Here is an 18,064-nt window from a genome sequence, read left to right on the forward strand (position 1 = left end):
AGCCACTTAGCGACGCCTCTTGCCATTCGCGACAAAGCGGATCGCCTGGCCGCCACCTGGCGCCAGCGCGAGCGTCATCGTGTCGCCCTTCTTCACCGTGCGGTTTTCGATCGCGATCGCGTGGCGGGCGGCGGTGCGGTAATCGGCACCCTCTGCGTCGCGATAGATTTGCGCGGTATACGTGCGCCCGGCCGCGAGGAAGTCGAGCGGTATGGTCAGCGTCCGGCCGGCTTCGTTGGTGATGCTGCCAAGATACCAATTGTCGCTCGCACGATCCTTGCGCGCGACCGTCACATAGTCGCCGACCTCGCCGTTCAGCACGCGGGTCTCCGACCAGTCGACGGGCACGTCGCGGATGAACTGGAAGGCGTTCATGTGCTTGGCGTAATTTTCGGGCGTGTCCGCAGCCATCTGCACCGGTGAATAGATCACGACGTAGAGCGCCAGCTGTTTCGCTTCGGTCGACTGGATCGGGCTGCCGCCCTCGCCCTCCAGGCTCAGCACGCCCGGCGTGAAATCCATCGGGCCGCCGAGCCACTGGGTGAAGAACATGTTGGCTTCGTGGTTCGGCGGGTTTTTGCCCGGCCAGCTGTTATACTCCATGCCGCGACCGCCCTCGCGCGACAGCCAGTTGGGATAGGTGCGGCGGAGCCCCGTATCCTTGACCGGTTCGTGGCTGTCGATGCCGACCTTGTATCTGGCGGCAGTTTCGACGACGCGAAGATAGTGGTTCACCATCCACTGGCCCTCGTGCCATTCGCGCTTCTTCGTGCCGTCCGCATCGACGCGCTCGATCTGGCCGGCGTCGGTGACGTAGCCGGTCTTGACCACCGGGATGCCGTGGTCGCGCGCGTAGGAGAAGGCGCGGTCGAGCTGTGCATCGTAGTGGCTCGCAGATCCGCCGGTCTCGTTATGCCCGACGAGGTGCACGCCCTTCGCCTTGGCATAGCGATACAGTTCGGCGGCGTCGAAGTCAGGCGTCGGCTGGTCGAACTGCATGGCGTTGCCGTTGCCGAACCAGTCCCCGTCCCAGCCGACGTTCCACCCCTCGACCAATACGCCGGGGATGCCGTTCGCCGCCGCGAAGTCGATGTAGCGCTTGACGTTGGCGGTGGTGGCGCCGTGCTTCGGCCCGGTCGCCCAGGTCCACTGGCCCTTGATCATGTTCCACCACACACCGACGAACTTGGCGGGCTTCAGCCAGCTGACGTCACCGAGCTTGTTGGGTTCGTTGAGGTTCAGCTCGATGTGGCTCATGTAGAGCCCCGGTGCATCGTCGGCGAGGATCACCGTACGCCATGGCGAGGCGAAGGGCGCGGTCCGCGTCACCTTGGGCGCGCCGGCGCCCGGGGTTAGCGAGGCCTTGAAGGTGTTGCCCTCGCTGCGCGCGAGATTCATCGCGGCATAATCGACCAGCGCCGCCTCGTGCAGCGCCGCATGCGTGCCGTCGGCGAGCTTCACCGTCATCACGGTCTGCGCCGTGCCGACAGCGTCGAGCGGCGTCTTGTTGTAGAGATACTCTTCGCGGTTCCACTGATAGGCCGGCTTCCACCAGGCGGTGCCGCCTTGCGCGAAGGCGAATTCGGTCAGCTCGTCGGCGATGTTGGCCGCATGCAGATTGGGCTGATCCGGAAAGGCGTAACGAAAGCCGATGCCGTCGTCGAAGATGCGGAAGACGACGTCCATCTCGCGGCGCAGCCCCGTCTTCTCGCGGAAGCGGACGGTCAGTTCATTGTGACGGTCGCGGATCGTCGTCCATTCGCCGAACGGCTGCGTCCAGCTGCTGTCGCCGCTCGCCGTCGACTTGCCGATCAGTTCGAGGTTGCGCTCGATCTTAGGCGCGTCGGTGAACATGATGCCGAGGCGACCGGGGTTGAGCACCGGCTTCCCCTTGCGGCTGACCGCATAGGTCGGTCGGCCGTCATTGTCGAAGGCGACGGTCAACGCCAGGGTCCCATCGGGAGACTTGGCGGTGGCGACCGGCTTGAACGCGGTGGTGGGGATCTGCGCGACGGCATTGGGATCGGTCTGCGCGGCGCCCGCCGTCGCCATCAATGCCAGCGCCATGGCGGCGCCGATCATGCCATGCCTCATACCGTCTCTCCCGTCCTTTTGGCGATCAATGCGCCATATCCGCCGAAATGCCAGCCTTGCGTCGCCGTCTCGGCGACCGGCTCCCAGGCGTCGGGGCGCTCCGGCGCCCAGCGCTGCGGCACGGGCGACAGGTTGAACACGCACAGCATCGTCTCGTCGCCGCTGCGCCGTTCGATCGCCAGCATCGCCTCGCCCGCCTCCACCACGCGGATGTCGCCGGTCAGCAGCGCCGGGTGGCGCTTGCGCAGCGACAGCACATCGCGCGTCCAGTGCAGCGCCGCATGGGGATCGCGCTCCTGCCGGTCGACCGCCAGCGCGGCATGATCGGCGCCGATCGGCAGCCACGGCGCGGCGTCGGTGAAGCCCAGGTTCGGCGCGTCGGCGCGCCACGGCATCGGCGTGCGGGCGCCGTCACGCGACAGCGTGCGCGGCCAGTTGGCGATCGCCTCCGGGTCGCGCAGCAGTTCGAACGGCACGTCGACCTGCGTCAGGCCCAGTTCCTCGCCGTAATACAGGAAGATGTTGCCGCGCAGCGAGGCGAGCAGCAGCATCTTCATGCGGGCGAACGCCTGCGCATGGTCGGGCGCGACCCAGCGCGAGATGGCGCGGGGCGCATCGTGGTTCTCGAACGCCCAGCTCGGCCAGCCGACGCCGTCCGCCTCCGGCCATTTGTCGATCGCCTCGGCAACCACCGTCGGGGTCAGCGCCGGAGCGTAGAGGAAGTCGAAGCCGTAGGCGCTGTGCAGCCGCCGCCCCTCGGCGGTGAACAGCTTCATCTCGCGGTCGCTGTCGGCGCCGCCGACCTCGGCCACGGTGAAGCGCGCGTCATAGCTGTCGAACAGCGCCCGGACGCGTTCGAGGAAGCCGGGGATCGCCTCATGGCTCTGGTTGTAGCGGTGCAGCTGATAGTCGAACGGCCGCGTGCGGGGCACGCCGTCGTCGGCCGGCGCCGGCGGATTGTCGCGGAAGGCGGGATCGAACATCATGAAGTTGATCGCATCGATGCGGAACCCGTCGATGCCGCGCTCCAGCCAGAAGCGTGCGACATCCAGGAACGCCTGCTGCACCGCCGGATGGTGGCCGTTGACCTGCGGCTGCTCCTTCAGGAAATTGTGCATGTAATATTGGCGGCGGCGCGCGTCCCAGGTCCACGCCGGGCCGCCGAACACCGATTGCCAATTGTTGGGGGGCGAACCGTCCGGCTGCGGATCGTGCCAGACGTACCAGTCGGCGCGGGCATTGTCGCGGCTCGATCGGCTTTCGACGAACCAGGGATGCTGGTCGCTGGTGTGCGCCCAGACCTGATCGATGATCACCTTGAGGCCGAGATCATGCGCGCGCGCGACCAGCGCGTCGAAATCGGCAAGCGTGCCGAAGATCGGGTCGACGTCGCAATAATCGGACACGTCATAGCCGAAATCGGCCATGGGCGATGTGAAGAAGGGCGACAGCCAGATCGCCTCGACGCCCAGCCCCGCGACATGATCGAGGTGCGCGGTGATGCCCGGCAGGTCGCCGATGCCGTCGCCATTGGAGTCGGCGAAGCTGCGCGGATAGATCTGGTAGATGGTGGCGCCGTACCACCAGGGGCGCGCGGAGCCGGTCATCGGGCGGCCTTCAGTGCGCATACGGCGTAGCCGAGCGGCGGCAGCGTGACGGTGAGGCTGGCGGGCGCGGCGACCACGCCGCAGCCCTTGCCTGCCAGCGTATCGGCCGAGGCGGCGTCGATGCCGACCTCCACCTGCCGGGTAAGTGGCGCCGTGGAGGTGTTGAAGGCGAGCAGCACCTCCGCTCCCGTCGTCGGATCGAAGCGCGAGATGGCGAGCAGGCCCGGCGTCTCATCGCGGGCGCGCAGCTGCTGCCGGCCGCGGGTCAGCGCCGGCGTCGCCCGCCGCAGCCGGGCGAGCTGCGCGATGGCGCCGAACAGCGGATTGTCGGTGCCGAAATGCGGCGTCGCCGTGGTCGTCCGGGTGCCGAGCAGGCGATTGTCGTTGTAGGAAGCGACCCTGCTGGCGAACATGTCCTCGCGCGCATCCTGGTCGTTGCCGTCGCTGACGAAGCCCTGTTCGTCGCCCGAATAGATCGTCGGCACCCCGCGCAGCGTCAGCAGCATCGCATTGGAAAGCATCACGCGCGCCAGCACCTCGTCATCGCTCGCCTCAGGGAACGCCTTGCGGACGAAGGTGGCGAAGCGGCCGTCGTCATGGTTGCCGGTGAAGGTCGGCAGGGTGACGGCGGTGTCGAAGCCCTTGGCGTAGAGCACGTCGCCGTCGAACAATGCCTCGAACGCGTCGGTGCCGCGGGTTCCGGCGACCGTCTCGACCACCGCCTGCCGGAACGAAAAATCGAGCACGGCAGGCAGTGTGTCGACGATGGTATGTTCGGCGAGCACGGCGGGGCGCACCTCATGGTCCGATACTTCGCCGAAGATGTGGAAGTTGGGGATGCCCTTCGCAGCGGCACGCGCCTGCATCGCGGGCACGAACTGCTGCCAGAACTGCGGGTCGACGTGGCGGGCGGTGTCGATGCGGAAGCCGTCGATGCCATAGCGGTCGATCCAGCCACCGAAGATGTCGATCATGCCGGCGACGACGCGCGGATTCTCCGTCATCAGATCGTCGAGACCGACGAAATCCCCCATCGTCGAGCTTTCGTTGCGATAGGTCGTGTCGCCGCGATTGTGATAGAGGCGGGTATCGTTGAGCCACGACGGCACCTTGATCCCCTGCTCCTTGGCAGGAACGAAGGGCGTATAGGCATAGCCGGGATCGGTCAGCTTGGCGAAGTTCGCCGCCGTGCGCACGTCGTCGCCCTTGAAGCCGGGGTTGATCGGCTTGCCCGTAACGCCCAGCTGCCGCTGATAGGGGTAATCGGCGCGGCTGCGGTAGGGGCATTCGCGCTTGCCCACGCATTCGCGATACTGGATCACGTCGGCGGTGTGGTTGATGATGATGTCCATATAGACCTTCATCCCCCGCGCATGCGCCGCCTTCACCAGCGCATCGAAATCGGCGTTGGTGCCGAGATGCGGGTCGACCTGCGTGAAGTCGGTGATCCAATAGCCGTGATAGCCCGCCGACTGCTGGCCGGGGCCGCCCTGCACCGGCTTATTCTTGAAGATCGGGCCGACCCACAATGCGCTCGCGCCGAGCGACTGGATATAGTCGAGCCGCTGGGTCAGCCCCTTGAGGTCGCCGCCGTGGTAGAAGCCCTTGTGCGTCGGATCGAAGCCGGTGGCGAGCGGACCGCCGGCAAGGCCGCCGCGATCGTTGGCGCTGTCGCCATTCTCGAACCGGTCGGGCAGCAGGAAATAGATCACCTCGTCCTGCGGCAGGCGTGCCCGGTAGTCGCTCGCCTGCGCGCTCACGGCGGGGGCGGCGAACAGCAGCGCGAGCGCCGTCGCGGTTCGTGTGGCGAGCTTCAGCATGCATCCCCCGGCAAAAGGCGCGCAGCCGATCCTTCGCCGGCCGCATCCAGGGCGCCGTTGTGCGGACAGCCGACCGCCAAGCCAAGCCCAGGGCATACGTATTCAACGGCGCTATCGCTCAGCGCCGCTCTGGTTTAAGCCCTTGTGATGGCCGTGAAGAGCAGAGGGCGGGGAACAGCGGGCGCGCACGACAAGCCGACCTCGTTCGATATCGCCGCGCTTGCCGGCGTATCGCAGCCGACGGTCAGCCGGGCGCTGCGCGGCGATCCCACGGTCAGCAGCGCGACGCGGATGCGGATCGAGGCGATCGCGCGGCAGCTGAACTACAAGGTGGACAAGAACGCCTCTTCGCTGCGCCGCGGGCAGAGCATGACGCTGGCGCTGCTCTTCTTCGAAGACCCGCTCGACGATGGCAGCTTCATCAACCCGTTCTTCCTGTCGATGCTGGGATCGATCCTCAGGACCTGCGCGGCGCGGGGGTACGACCTGCTCACCTCGTTCCAGCAGCTGTCCGCCAACTGGCACATGGATTACGAAGATAGCCGCAAAGCGGATGGAATCATCCTGCTCGGCTATGGCGATTACGAACTCTACAAGGCGCGGCTGGAAGCACTTGTCGCACAAGGGACGCATTTCGTGCGCTGGGGGTCGGTCGACAGCCACAATATCGGCGTGACGATCGGTTGCGACAATGTCGCCGGCGGCCGGATGGCGGGCGAGCAGCTGATCGCGCGCGGGCGGCGGCGCATCGGCTTCATCGGCGACGCCGACGACCGCTATCCCGAGTTCCGCGACCGCTATCGTGGCCTGTGCGCGGCACTGCGCGCGGCGGGGCTGCCGGTGCATCCCGGCCTGCATGTCGATGCCCTGTCCGTGGAGCAATCGGGCTATGACGCCACCCGCCGGCTGATCGCACGCGACCTGCCGTTCGATGCACTGTTCGCCGCATCGGACCTCATCGCGCTAGGCGCGGTACGCGGGCTGGCCGAGGTCGGTTTGCGCGTGCCCGAGGACGTGGCGATCATCGGCTTCGACGACATTCCCGCCGCCGCGACCACCCAGCCGCCGCTCACCACCGTGGCGCAGGACTACCGCAAGGCGGGCGAGGTGCTGGTCGACACGCTGCTGCGGCGCATTGCCGAACAGCCGACCGACCCCGCATTGCTGCAACCGCGGCTGATCGTGCGCGGGTCGACATAGCGCGTCGTGCTAGGTCCTGGCCGCACAATGCCGGGCGATGAAGGCCTCGTGTGTCGGCATCGCCTGAACCTCGCGCCGGTAGAGCAGTTCGAGCGTTTCCAGATAGTCGCTGAGGTCGTCGACACCGATCTGATCGGCGAGCGGGTGATGGGCAAGGGCCTCCACCCCCTGCCCGGCCAGCACCTGGAGCCAGCCGTCCTCGGTGAACAATTCCTCGTGTTCGCGCACGATGCCGCCGGTCTGCTGCCACAGCGCGATCTTGGCCTGCAGCGTGTCGGGCAGCGTCATCGCGCGACACGCCTGCCAGAACGGCTCGGGCCTATCGTTCGCCCAATAGTGCAGGAGGAGGAAATCGCGAATGCGCTCGATCTCGAAATCGGTTTGCCGGTTATATTCGGCGCGCGCGGCCTCGGCGATCGGCAGCGCGGGCAGCAGCTTCACCAGCCGCGCGATCGCCGACTGGATGAGGTGGATGCTGGTCGATTCGAGCGGTTCGAGGAAACCGCTCGCTAATCCCATCGCCACGACGTTGTGGTTCCAGGCGCGCTTGCGCCGACCGGTGACGAAGCGCAACCGGCGTGGCTCCGCCTGTACCTTCCCTTCGATATGGGCGAGCAGCGCGTCCGCTGCCGCGTCGTCGCTGAGATAGGCGCTGCAATAGACGTGGCCGTTGCCGGTGCGGTGCTGCAACGGAATACGCCACTGCCACCCCGCCTCGCGCGCGATCGCCCGCGTATAGGGCAGCGGCGCGCCGACGCTCGCCGTCGGCACCGCGATGGCCCGGTCGCAAGGCAGCCAGCGCGTCCAGTCCTCATATCCCGTTCGCAACGCACCTTCGATCAGCAACCCGCGAAAGCCGGTGCAATCGAGGAACAGGTCACCCGCGATCCGTTCGCCGGAGTCGAGCACCAGCGCCGCGACATCGCCGCTCTCGCCATCGCGCTCGACCTGCGCGATGCGCCCTTCGATCCGCTCGACGCCGCGGTTCGTCGCGAACCGGCGCAGGTAAGCGGCGTACAGGCCGGCATCGAAATGGAAGGCGTAGGGCATCGTCGGGATCGTCGCCGCGGTCAGCGGCCCGTCGCGGTGCATGCGCCCGGCCCGCGCCGCCACCTCGTTCAGCGCATAGGCTTCCAGCGGCTTGGCGATCCCCAATCGACGCGCGCGCAGCCAATAATGCTGGAAGGCGATCAAGCCGACGTCGCGGCCGATATCACCGAAGGCGTGCATGTAGCTGTGCCCCGGTGCGCGCCAACCGTCGAAGGCGATGCCGAGCTTGAACGTACCGCCGGTCGCACGCAGGAACGCATCCTCGTCCAGGCCCAGCGCCTGGTTGAACAGCCGGATCTGCGGGATCGTCGCTTCGCCGACGCCGACCGTGCCGATCTCCTCGGATTCGACCAGGCGGATGCGGTAGCCGCTTTCGAGGAACCGGCCGAACGTTGCGGCGGCCATCCAGCCGGCGGTGCCGCCGCCGGCGATGACGATCGTAGTGACGGGAGCGTCGCTCATCGCAGGTGCCTAACAAGAAAACGGGCTGCCGTCACATGACGACAGCCCGAGGACAGGTTCGGGGAGGAACCTTGACCTTAGAATTTGTAGGTGATGCCGACGTAATAGTCGCGGCCGTAACGCTGATAATCGATCACCTGACGCGGATCGTCGTTCTGATAGGTGATGAACGGACGATCGGTCAGGTTCTTGGCCTGCGCCAGGATCGAGAAGCCTTTCAAGAAGCCATCCTGGAACTCATAGCCGATCTGGGCATCGAGGATGCCTTCGGAGCGCGCGGTCCGGTACGTCGGATTGGCGGACAGGCCGGCGACCTCGGCAAGGAACTTCGAGCGGTAGCGATAGTTGGCGCGCGCCTGGAAGCCCCACTTTTCGAAATACACGGTGCCGCTGCCCGTCCACTTGGACAGACCGGGCAGCGTGATCGACTGCGGGTTGTTGGCGTAGGTGATCGTCGACTGGGTGTAGTTGCCGCTGGCGAAGACACCGAAGCCGTCGAGCGCGCTGGTGATCTTCTTGAACGGTAGCGACACGGTCGCCTCCAGACCGAGCACCTCGCCGCGGCCGGTGTTGGCGGGCGCGCTGACGTTGCCGATCTGCAGGTTGTTGGCGCGGATGATCGCCTGTTGCGCCGCGGTCAGCCCGCCGAGCAGACCCGAGAAGTCATAGGCATAGGCGTTGTTCGGATCGACGAAGTCGGTGAGGTGCTTGAAATAGCCCGACAGCGCGACATAGCCGCCGCCGTCGAAATATTTCTCGAACGACAGATCGATGTTGGTCGACTGATAGGGACGCAGCGCCACGTTGCCGCCGGTCGAGGTGAACACCGGATTGAGCCCCGGGTTCGTGTTGCCGGCCTGGATGTTGGCGATGTTGATCGCCACGTCCTGCGTCACGCGTTCCTGGTCGAGGCGCGGGCGCACCATCGTCTGCGAAGCGCCCAGCTTGACGTAGCCGTTGTCGATCAGCTCGACCGAGAAGGTCGCGCTGGGCAGAACGTTGGTGTAGTTCACGCGCTGGTCGGCGGGCGCGATCGTCACCACGCCATTGGTCACGTTGGCGATCTGCCCGGTGCCGCGCTGTTCGCTGTGCACGACCTGCGCGCCAATCGAGCCCTTCACGGTCTTGCCGCCGACCTCCCCGTCGAGGTTGATCTTGGCATAGCCGGTCCAGACGTTCTCGGTCACCACATTGTCGCGCACCAGCGCCGACGGCCGGTTGTCATAGGCGGAGTTGAGCGCGTTGTTGTAGACGTAAAGCGGGTCGTACGTCAGCATCGCCGGGATGCCGAGATAGGTCAGCGGGATGTTGGTGCCGAGCAGCGCTTCGCTCGGGACGTCGCCCGAACGCGGCGTACCGCTGGCGACCGTGCAACCGGTGCCCGCGCCCTTGGGGCAGAGGAAATAGGAGGTATAGGCGCTGGTCTTCTCACGCCGGCTGAAGTTGCCGCCGACTTCCCAGCTCTTGACCAGACTGCCCTCGATCTCGCCGTTCAGGCTGGCGCGGAGCGACTTCAGGTCGTCCTTGAAGCTCGGGCGGTTGAGGAAGCCTGACTGTACGACCTGCTGCGTCCCGTTGTTGCCCCAGCCTTGCGGATCGGTCAGCTTGAAGATGTTGCCGTTGGTGTAGTCCAACGTCGGCACGATGGTGTAGGTGCCGTTGCCGTTCTGCGTGATGCGCACGGTGTCGGCGACGCCGCTCTTGGCGAAGCCGGTACCGGTGTTGGTTTCGAGGAGAAAGTCGGTGCGCGTCGCCCGGCTCCAGCTCGCATCGACGTTGAAGTGGATGGTGTCGGTCAGCTTGAGGTCGTTGTTCCAGCCGAGGGACAGGTTTTTCGCGGTACGCTTGTTATAGTCGTTGCGCTGCACGGCGAAGACGTTGCTGAACGTCGCCCCGGTGACGAAGCCGCCCGACTGGCTGAGGTTCGACGCCAGCACGCCGTTGTCGGTGGCGTTGGTGGGGTCGTCGAGTTGGCCGGCGAGGGGGAATTCGATTCCGCGGAGACGCTGTTCCTCGGTAAAGTGCGAATAGAGCGCGTCGAACGTCGAATGGAAGCTGTCCGACGGCGCCCATTCGAGCGTCGCGACGGCGCCGTAGCGCTTCAGCTCGTTGGACTGCACATAGGGCTTGGCGCCGGTGAGGATGAAGGGCGTGTTGCCGGTGCCCGTGCCGTTATAGCCCCAGGCGTTGTAGCGTTCGTTCTGCGAGGGCGTCTGGGTGCCCGACACGCCGATCGCGATGCCGAAGGTATCGTTCGCGAACTTGTCGACATAGGTCGCCGACGCACGATAGCCGTAGCGCGACGAATCCGGATTGAGATTGTCGATGCCGTTCATCTGCCTGCGGGCGTTGATCGCGAACACGCGGCCGGCCTGGTCGAGCGGCCGCAGCATGCGCAGGTCGACGGTGCCCGAGATGCCGGCCGCGATCAGCGAGGCGTCGGCGGACTTGTAGACGTTGACGTTGCGGAAGAATTCGGATGGGTATTGATCGTATTCGACGCCGCGGTTGTCGCCCACCGTCACCTGTTCGCGGCCGTTGAGCAGCGTGGTGGAGAAATCGGGGCCGAGGCCGCGGATCGACAGGCGCTGGTCGCGCCCTTCGAGTCGCTGCGCGGTGACGCCGGGCAGGCGGGCGAGCGAATCCGCGATCGACACGTCGGGCAGCTTGCCGACGTCCTCCGCCGAGACGCTGTCGACGATCAGCGTCGAATCGCGCTTGATCCTGGCCGAGTTGGCGAGGCTGGCGCGGATGCCGGTGACGACGATGTCGCCATCGCCCTGCGCCGCGTCGGCGGCCGCATTGGCGCTGGTCTGCTCCTGCGCCGCATCCTGGTTCGGGGTCGGCTCGGCGGCGGGCGCCGGCGCCTGGACCGTCGCGGCCGAGGTCGGGTTGGCGTTGGGCGACTGCGGATTCGGCGCTTCCTGCGCAAAGGCGGCGCCGCCGGTCACCAGCAGGATGCTGCCGATCGCAACCGTGCTGCCGCGCAGCGCATGGCGCGCGCGCTTCGAAAACGTGGAATGGATGTGGGACACGATGGATCCTCCCCCTGCAAGACGCCATGCCCCCGCCCGCTGCCATCGCGGGCGATCGGCTGACTGTGTTGCCGGCTTGTGAACGGGAGGCGGTGCGTCGTGAAGTTTGCCACATACGTATTCACGGGCCGCAATGTGCCGCGTGATCTTTATGCAACAGGGGTGCCTTTAAGCCGTTGCTTCGAGGAAGGTATTGACCGTCAGCCGCCCGACCAGCGGATCGGGATCGAGCATCAGCGTGTCGGGCAGCGACGCGCAATGCAGCGTGTTGGACCGGTAGAGGATCGCGCGATTGAAGCGCCCCTGGTGCAGCGCCACCCGTTCGAACACCGGCGTGTCACCGGCGATATATCGAGCATCGGGTATGCCATGGCGGCGCAGGTCCGCATCCAGCGCCGACCGGTATGGCGCGAGCCGGGCGGCATCGACCGATTCATAGCCGGTGCTGCGATGACGGTAGAAGGCGGTGCCGCTGCTCTCGTCGGGCGACAGGAAGTGGAGCAAGGCGAGGCGCGCCGGCGATACCTCGTCGAAATGCGGCAGCCGCTGGATCGGGGTCAGCGAGGCAGGCGGCGTCGTGACCACCGAATAGAAGGAATCGACGGTGACCAGGCCGGATAGGCCGAACGCCTCGCGCGCCACCGGTTCGAGCCGGACGAGCAGGTCGCGCAGCAGCACCGGCGCCACCACTGCGCGCAGGCCGGGATAATGCGGGCCGATCGGCGCGAAGGAGAGGAAGGACGCATCGTCGCGAAACCGCTCGGCGTCGGCGAAGCCATCGATGACGACGACCGGCTGACGCTCCGCGCCGTGGTGGACGATGGAAACCTGCCAATCCATGGCCACCGCTGATGCCATCGCTACCGCGGCAAGATCAACCGGTTACCGCGTGCCGCTTGTGACGGAGCGGCCAACGCGCCTATGCTGACGCGTGAAGCGGACGAAGGAGACGGCAATGCGCGGACGGTTGGCCCTGACGCTGGGTATGGCGCTGGCGGCGTGCGGATCGCCCCCGGCCGAGCAGACCGCGGTCGGCAATACGGCGACGCCGCCCGCACAGCACGGCTATATCGCCAAGGTGCTGGCCCTGCCCCCGCGCCAGTTGAACGGCGTCCTCTACCGGGCGATCGACGACGCCAAGCAGAAGTGCCAGGGCATCGCCGACACCGTCCGTCAGGCGAACCGAAACGGCAAGCCGGTGTGGGCGGTCCGCTGCACCGAGGGCAGCGCCTGGCTGATCGCACTGGGCGACGACGGCATGGCGGACGTGACCGGCCTGCCCGCCCAGCCCGGCGGCTGAGCCCGGCGCGCCCGCAGAGGCGGGACGCGCCGGAGCGTTCCTCATACCAGCCCGGCATGCTCCAGCGCGGCATCGACCGCCGCGCGCGACGCCTCCGAAGGCCAGATCATCGGCAGGCGCAGGCCGCGCGGAAAGTCCGGGCGCACCCGCGTCATCGCGTATTTGACCGGGCCGGGCGAGGCATCGGTGAACAGCGCGTCGTGCAGCGGGAACAGACGGTCCTGCAGGGTGAGCGCCGCGGCATAATCCCCCGCATGGCACGCCGCCTGAAACTCCGCGCACAACCGCGGAGCGACATTGGCCGACACCGAGATGCAGCCCCTGCCCCCCATGGCATTGAACGCCAGCGCCATGTCGTCGTTGCCGGACAATTGCACGAAGTCCGGACCGCAGCCGGCGCGATGCGCGGAGACGCGGGCGATGGCGCCGCTCGCGTCCTTCACCGCGACGAAGACGTCGGGGAAAGCGGTGACGATACGCGCCATCGTCGCCGGCTGAATATCGGTCACTGTGCGCGCGGGCACATTGTAGAGCACGATCGGCAGCGCGGCATCCTGCGCCAGCCGGGCGAAATGCTGGTAGATGCCCTCCTGGCTCGGGCGATTGTAATAGGGCGGGACCATCAGCGCCGCGTCCGCCCCGGCATCGCGCGCGCGGGCGATATTGGCGGCGGCGACGACGGTGTCGTTCGACCCCGCACCGGCGATCACCGGCACGCGGCCCGCCGCCTGATCGACGCAGACCCTGACGATGGCGAAATGCTCGTCGGCGGTCAGCGTCGCCGCCTCTCCCGTCGTGCCGCACGGCACCAGCGCCGACGATCCTTCGGCGATCTGCCAGTCGATCAGCGCGCGATAGGCGGCTTCGTCGAAACGGCCGTGATCGTCGAAGGGGGTGACGAGGGCCGGAATAGAACCTGAAAACATGAGGTAATCTGCGCTCCTGCTGCGCCGCGACGGGTTTTCGTTCAGGACAGATACGGGTGGAGGCGGTATGATGTCCACATGCACCCAGCGACGCTTCCGATCAGCATCCTTCTTGCGGCCTTCACCGGGGTGACCGCCGCCCCCCTCGTCCAGACGCTGCCGATGCCGCCCGCGCCGCCAGCGGCGGGCACCGACCAGCTCGATCGCTATCGGACGCAGATGGCGAACATGCCGGTGCAACCGCCGCAGAATGCCGCCGACGGCGCGATCATCGCCGCCATCGCGCAGTGGAAAGCGGTCCAGCAGACCGATGCCCTCCCCTTCGACAGCTATGCCGGGTTCCTGATGGCGCATCCCGGCTGGCCGGGCGAGGCATCCAACCGCCGGGCAGCCGAGCGGCAGGCGGGCACGGCAGCGCCGGCGAGCGTGGTCGCCTATTTCAACCGTTTCCCGGCCCAAACCGGCGCCGGCCTCGTCGCGCAGGCGCGCGCGCTCCAGTCCCTCGGCCGCACTGCGGAGGCGCAGGCGGCCGCGCGCGCGGCGTGGCGGCGCGGCAGCCTGTCGGCGAACGACGAGGCGGCGGTGCTGGCGGGTTTCGGCAGCGCGCTGACGCCCGACGACCAGGACGCGCGCATGGACGCGCTGCTGTGGCAGAATGCGACCGGCGTCGCGGCGCGGCAGATCGGCTTCACCAGCCCGGCGCGGCGCCCCGCCTTCGAAGCGCGGCTCGCATTCCGCACCAATGCGGCCAATGCCGCCGACCTGGCGATGGCCACGCCGGATCAGTTCGCGACCGATCCCGGCTATATCGCCGATCGGGCGATGTGGCTGCGCGGCTCCGGCGCCTCGCCGACCGCCCGCAACTGGCTCGCCCGCCCGCGCAGCCTCGCCAGCCGGCCGGGCGACGTCGAGAAATGGTACGAGGTGCTGCTGACCAACGCGCGCGCGGCCAACGCCGATGGTCAATACCAGCTCGCCTACGACATCGCGCGGCAGGTGGACGATGCCTATCCCGCCGGGACCGACGTTTCGACCAAGCCCTATGGCGAGCGCGACGATTACACCAGCCTCGCCTGGCTCGCCGGGCAGGTGGCGCTGAAGCAGCTGGGGCGGCCGGCCGATGCGATGGTCATGTTCGACCGCTACGGCCGTGGCAGCCAGTCGCCGCAGACGCGCGCCAAGGGCTTCTACTGGGCAGGCCGCGCGGCGGAAGCGGCGGGCAAGGCAGCGGAAGCGGCCGGCTATTACGGGCAGGCCGCGGGCTATCGCGATCAATTCTACGGCCAGCTGGCGCTCGAGCGGACCGGCCGGCCGCTGGTGGCGCCGCCGCCGATCGGCAATCCGGCGATCGATCCTGCCGTGCGCCAGGCGTTCGCCAATCGCGAGATCGTGCGTGCGGCGCGGTTCCTCGGCATGGTCGGCCAGTGGCAGGACCAGACCGCCTTCGTCCGTCAGATCGCGGCGAATGCGACCAGCCAGTCGGACCATCTGCTCGCCGCGGACCTGTCCCGCCAGATCGGGCGGCCGGACCTGGGCGTCATGGTCGGGCGCAGCGCGATGCAGAACGGCCTCAGCGACTATTCGGCGGCAGGCTTTCCGACGGTCAGCGTCCCCACGGGCTATGAGGACAATTGGACGCTGATCCACGCCATCGCGCGGCAGGAAAGCCAGTTCGACAAGACCGCGGTCAGCCATGCCGGTGCGCGCGGCCTGATGCAGCTGATGCCGGCGACGGCACGCGAGCAATCGGGCAAGATCGGCATCGCCTATGACGCCGCGGCCCTGACCAGCGATCCCAACATGTCGATCATGCTGGGATCGAGCTATTTCCAGCGGGTGTTTGCCAACTATGGCAGCTATCCGCTTGCAATCGCGGCATATAACGCGGGCGGCGGCAATGTGAACAAGTGGCTGCGGGCCAATGGCGACCCGCGCACCGCCGGCGTCGACATGGTCGACTGGATCGAGGCCATTCCCTATCAGGAAACCCGCAATTACGTGCAGCGCGTGCTGGAGAATGCGGTGGTCTACGACCTCATCAACCCAGCCCGCGCGAAGAGCCGCGGCCCCGCCAACCTCAGCTGGTACCTCGGCAAGGGGCGGCCGGGCTGACCCGCACGATGGAGCAGCGCCCCAATTACATTACGCCGGCGGGCTATGCCGCCCTGCGCGGCGAATACGACCGATTGTTCGCCACCGAGCGCCCGGCGCTGGTCGATACGATCGCCTGGGCCGCGGGCAACGGCGACCGGTCGGAGAACGGCGACTATATCTACGGTCGCAAGCGGCTGCGCGAGATCGACCGGCGGCTCGGCTGGCTGTCCAAGCGGATGAAGGCGGCCAAGGTCGTCGATCCGGCGCAGGCGCAGGACCGCAGCCGCGTCTGGTTCGGTGCGACGGTGACGATCGCGGACGAGGACGACACCACCCGCGTGCTGACGCTGGTCGGCGACGACGAGGCGGAGGCGGGTGCGGGCCGGATCGGCTGGAACGCACCGCTGTCGCGCGCGCTGCGCGGTGCCGGGATCGGCGACCTGCGCCGCGTCGTGCTGCCGGCGGGCGAGCGGGAATATGAGGTGATGGCGATCAGCTATCCGCAGGGGTGAGGCCCAGCTGCGGAACGGGCCGCTCCGCCCGACCGTTGGGACGGGCGAAGGAGATGGAAACATGGATGAAAATCCTCGCACCCGGACCGCGCGCGATCACGACGACCGCGACCTGATCGAAGGCATGATCCCCGAAGGCGACGCCGTGGCGGGATCGAGCGGCGGACAGCTTAACCTCGACGTCGGCAGCCAGGACGATCTCACCCGCGCGGTCGACGATCCGGAGGCGCATGAGCGCGTGTCCAAGCAGACCGCGATCGACCATGGCCAGGCGCGGCCTGCGGATCGTGGCCCCAACCGCTAGGCGGGGCTGCATAACGGTTGACCGGGGCGCCCGCGCCCCGCAACCATGGCGGCCATGGAAGACTCCACCCGCAACATCGCGCTGCTGATCGATGCCGACAACGCATCCTGGCACGCGATCGACCCCGTCCTGACGGTGCTGGCCGAACTCGGCACCGTCAACATCCGCCGCGTCTACGGCAACTGGTCGAAGCCCGCGCTGAAAGGCTGGCGGGACATGACGGTGAAGCACGGCATCGAGCCGCAGCAGCAGTTCGACCTCACCAAGGGCAAGAACGCCACCGACATGAAGATGACGATCGATGCCATGGACCTGCTGTTCCGTGGCCGGATCGGCGGCTTCGGCATCATGTCGTCGGATAGCGACTTCATGCCGCTGGCGATGCGCATCCGGCAGGATGGCATCCCCGTCTACGGCTTCGGCAATGCCAAGACGCCGGAGGCGTTCAAGCAGGCGTGCACGCGCTTCATCGACGTGGGAGCGCTGGTGAGCGACGCCAAGGAACCGCCCGCAGCAGCAGCAGCGGCGGCCGCCGCCAAGCCGGCGAGCGTCGACGTGCCGATCGGCGAATCGCTGCCGCCGTCGATCGCCGCCGGACCGCGCGTCAAGAAACCGATCGACCCCGAGCTGATCGCGCTGCTGATCGATGCCTATCAGTCGGTGAAGCGTGACGAGAAGGGTTATGTCAGCCTGTCGGCGATGGGGCAGCTCGCCGGCAACCGGTCGAGCTTCGACACGCGCAACTATGGCTATCAGCGCTTGTCGGACCTGATCCAGGCGGTGCCGAACTTCCAGTCCGAACGCCGCGACAGCGGATTGTTCGTGAAGCGGGTGCGCTGATGCGCGCGATGGTCGCCGCGTTGGGGCTGCTGCTGACCGCGCAGGCCGACCCGCACCGCCCGGAACCGCGGGTCGATACCGTCGCGCCGGCGGTGCCGGCGACGCTGCGCGACGGCGTGCTGATCTTCAGCAAGACCAACGGCTATCGCCACGTCGAACAGATCCCGCACGCGACCGCGGGGATCGGCGACCTCGCACGCGCCGGCGGACGGCGGAGCTTCGCCACCGAGAATGCGGCGGTGTTCCGGCCCGACCTGCTGCGCCGGTTCCGCGTGGTGGTGCTGGCGAGTTCGAGCGGCGATGCCTTCGCGCCCGACCAGCGCGCCGCCTTCCGGCAGTGGATCGAGGCGGGCGGCCGCGTCGTCGCGCTGCATGCCGCGGGCGGCGATTCGAGCTATGCCTGGGACTATTATCGCGACCGGATCATCGGCGCGCTGTTCATCGGCCACCCCGGCGGCGGCGAGCAATTCCAGCCGGCGGCGGTCACGATCCTGAAGCCCAACCATCCGATCATGCGCGGCATCCGGCTGCCGTGGAAGCCGGTGGACGAATGGTATTCCTTCGACCGGGTCCCTGCCCCGCCGGCATCGGACCTGCTCGCGACGATCGACGAGGCAAGCTACACGCCCGGCGCGAAGCTGGCGATGGGGCGCGTCCATCCGATCGCCTGGATCAACCGCGTGGGGCGCGGCGCGGTGTTCTATTCGGCGATCGGGCATAATCCCGAAAGCTATGACGATCCGAATTACCGACGGATGATCGCCAACGCGCTGCGCTGGGCGGCGGTGCGCTAACGGTCACATCGGATGACCGTCACGTC

At 67.4% G+C, this 18,064-nt stretch carries 14 protein-coding genes; 7 read left to right on the forward strand and 7 right to left on the reverse strand.

All coding sequences use genetic code 11. The annotated features are described in order from the left end of the window. Positions 1-6: 6 nt before the first annotated feature. Genes AC4GY7_RS03130 through AC4GY7_RS03140 form a run of 3 tightly spaced genes read right to left on the reverse strand, consistent with a single transcriptional unit; the run spans position 7 to position 5,521 of the window. Positions 7-2,067 (reverse strand): glycoside hydrolase family 97 protein, encoded by a 2,061-nt coding sequence (locus AC4GY7_RS03130; RefSeq protein WP_491112083.1) that lies wholly within the window; start codon positions 2,065-2,067, stop codon positions 7-9. 23 nt (positions 2,068-2,090) lie between these two features. Next, positions 2,091-3,701 (reverse strand): alpha-glucosidase, encoded by a 1,611-nt coding sequence (locus tag AC4GY7_RS03135; RefSeq protein WP_491111942.1) that lies wholly within the window; start codon positions 3,699-3,701, stop codon positions 2,091-2,093. Continuing rightward, the gene (locus tag AC4GY7_RS03140) at positions 3,698-5,521 is read right to left on the reverse strand and encodes an alpha-amylase family glycosyl hydrolase (protein WP_491111943.1); all 1,824 of its coding nucleotides are present in this window, start codon (positions 5,519-5,521) and stop codon (positions 3,698-3,700) included. The genes AC4GY7_RS03135 and AC4GY7_RS03140 overlap by 4 nt, the downstream gene beginning before the upstream one ends. Positions 5,522-5,668: 147 nt before the next feature. On the opposite strand from AC4GY7_RS03140, the gene AC4GY7_RS03145 reads away from it, so the two are divergent. Continuing rightward, complete coding sequence (locus tag AC4GY7_RS03145; RefSeq protein WP_491111944.1) at positions 5,669-6,721, forward strand: LacI family DNA-binding transcriptional regulator; 1,053 nt, start codon at positions 5,669-5,671, stop codon at positions 6,719-6,721. A gap of 9 nt (positions 6,722-6,730) precedes the next feature. Here the strand turns inward: AC4GY7_RS03145 and AC4GY7_RS03150 are convergent, their stop codons facing one another. The 3 genes from AC4GY7_RS03150 to AC4GY7_RS03160 all read right to left on the reverse strand — a co-directional run bounded on the left by AC4GY7_RS03150 (position 6,731) and on the right by AC4GY7_RS03160 (position 12,108). Then, positions 6,731-8,233 carry a tryptophan halogenase family protein gene (locus tag AC4GY7_RS03150; RefSeq protein WP_491111945.1) on the reverse strand — a complete coding sequence of 501 codons (1,503 nt, stop codon included), beginning with the start codon at positions 8,231-8,233 and terminating at the stop codon, positions 6,731-6,733. 77 nt (positions 8,234-8,310) lie between these two features. After that, positions 8,311-11,268 (reverse strand): TonB-dependent receptor, encoded by a 2,958-nt coding sequence (locus AC4GY7_RS03155; RefSeq protein WP_491111946.1) that lies wholly within the window; start codon positions 11,266-11,268, stop codon positions 8,311-8,313. 168 nt (positions 11,269-11,436) lie between these two features. Continuing rightward, complete coding sequence (locus AC4GY7_RS03160) at positions 11,437-12,108, reverse strand: DUF6445 family protein (protein WP_491111947.1); 672 nt, start codon at positions 12,106-12,108, stop codon at positions 11,437-11,439. 115 nt (positions 12,109-12,223) lie between these two features. Between AC4GY7_RS03160 and AC4GY7_RS03165 the strand changes: the two genes are divergently transcribed. After that, entirely contained in the window at positions 12,224-12,568 is a 345-nt protein-coding gene (locus tag AC4GY7_RS03165) for a hypothetical protein (protein WP_491111948.1), read from the forward strand. Positions 12,569-12,609: 41 nt separating this feature from the next. On the opposite strand, the gene dapA is transcribed toward AC4GY7_RS03165, so the two are convergent. Beyond that, positions 12,610-13,494: a 4-hydroxy-tetrahydrodipicolinate synthase gene (gene dapA / locus AC4GY7_RS03170; protein WP_491111949.1), complete on the reverse strand. Its 885-nt coding sequence runs from the start codon at positions 13,492-13,494 to the stop codon at positions 12,610-12,612. 78 nt (positions 13,495-13,572) lie between these two features. Here dapA and AC4GY7_RS03175 point away from each other — a divergent pair, with 78 nt between their 5' ends. The 5 genes from AC4GY7_RS03175 to AC4GY7_RS03195 all read left to right on the forward strand — a co-directional run bounded on the left by AC4GY7_RS03175 (position 13,573) and on the right by AC4GY7_RS03195 (position 18,038). Beyond that, on the forward strand, positions 13,573-15,606 hold the full coding sequence (locus tag AC4GY7_RS03175; RefSeq protein WP_491111950.1) for a lytic transglycosylase domain-containing protein: 2,034 nt from the start codon (positions 13,573-13,575) through the stop codon (positions 15,604-15,606). An 8-nt stretch (positions 15,607-15,614) separates the two neighbouring features. Next, positions 15,615-16,100, forward strand: a complete 486-nt coding sequence (locus AC4GY7_RS03180) for a GreA/GreB family elongation factor (protein WP_491111951.1) — start codon at positions 15,615-15,617, stop codon at positions 16,098-16,100. A 61-nt stretch (positions 16,101-16,161) separates the two neighbouring features. Continuing rightward, entirely contained in the window at positions 16,162-16,404 is a 243-nt protein-coding gene (locus AC4GY7_RS03185) for a hypothetical protein (RefSeq protein ID WP_491111952.1), read from the forward strand. Between the two features lie 54 nt (positions 16,405-16,458). Beyond that, positions 16,459-17,244, forward strand: coding sequence for an NYN domain-containing protein (locus tag AC4GY7_RS03190; RefSeq protein ID WP_491111953.1), 786 nt, complete (start codon positions 16,459-16,461; stop codon positions 17,242-17,244). Further along, complete coding sequence (locus AC4GY7_RS03195) at positions 17,244-18,038, forward strand: ThuA domain-containing protein (protein ID WP_491111954.1); 795 nt, start codon at positions 17,244-17,246, stop codon at positions 18,036-18,038. The genes AC4GY7_RS03190 and AC4GY7_RS03195 overlap by 1 nt, the downstream gene beginning before the upstream one ends. Positions 18,039-18,064 lie beyond the last annotated feature (26 nt).

The sequence above is a fragment of the Sphingomonas sp. SP5 genome, from assembly GCF_058313455.1.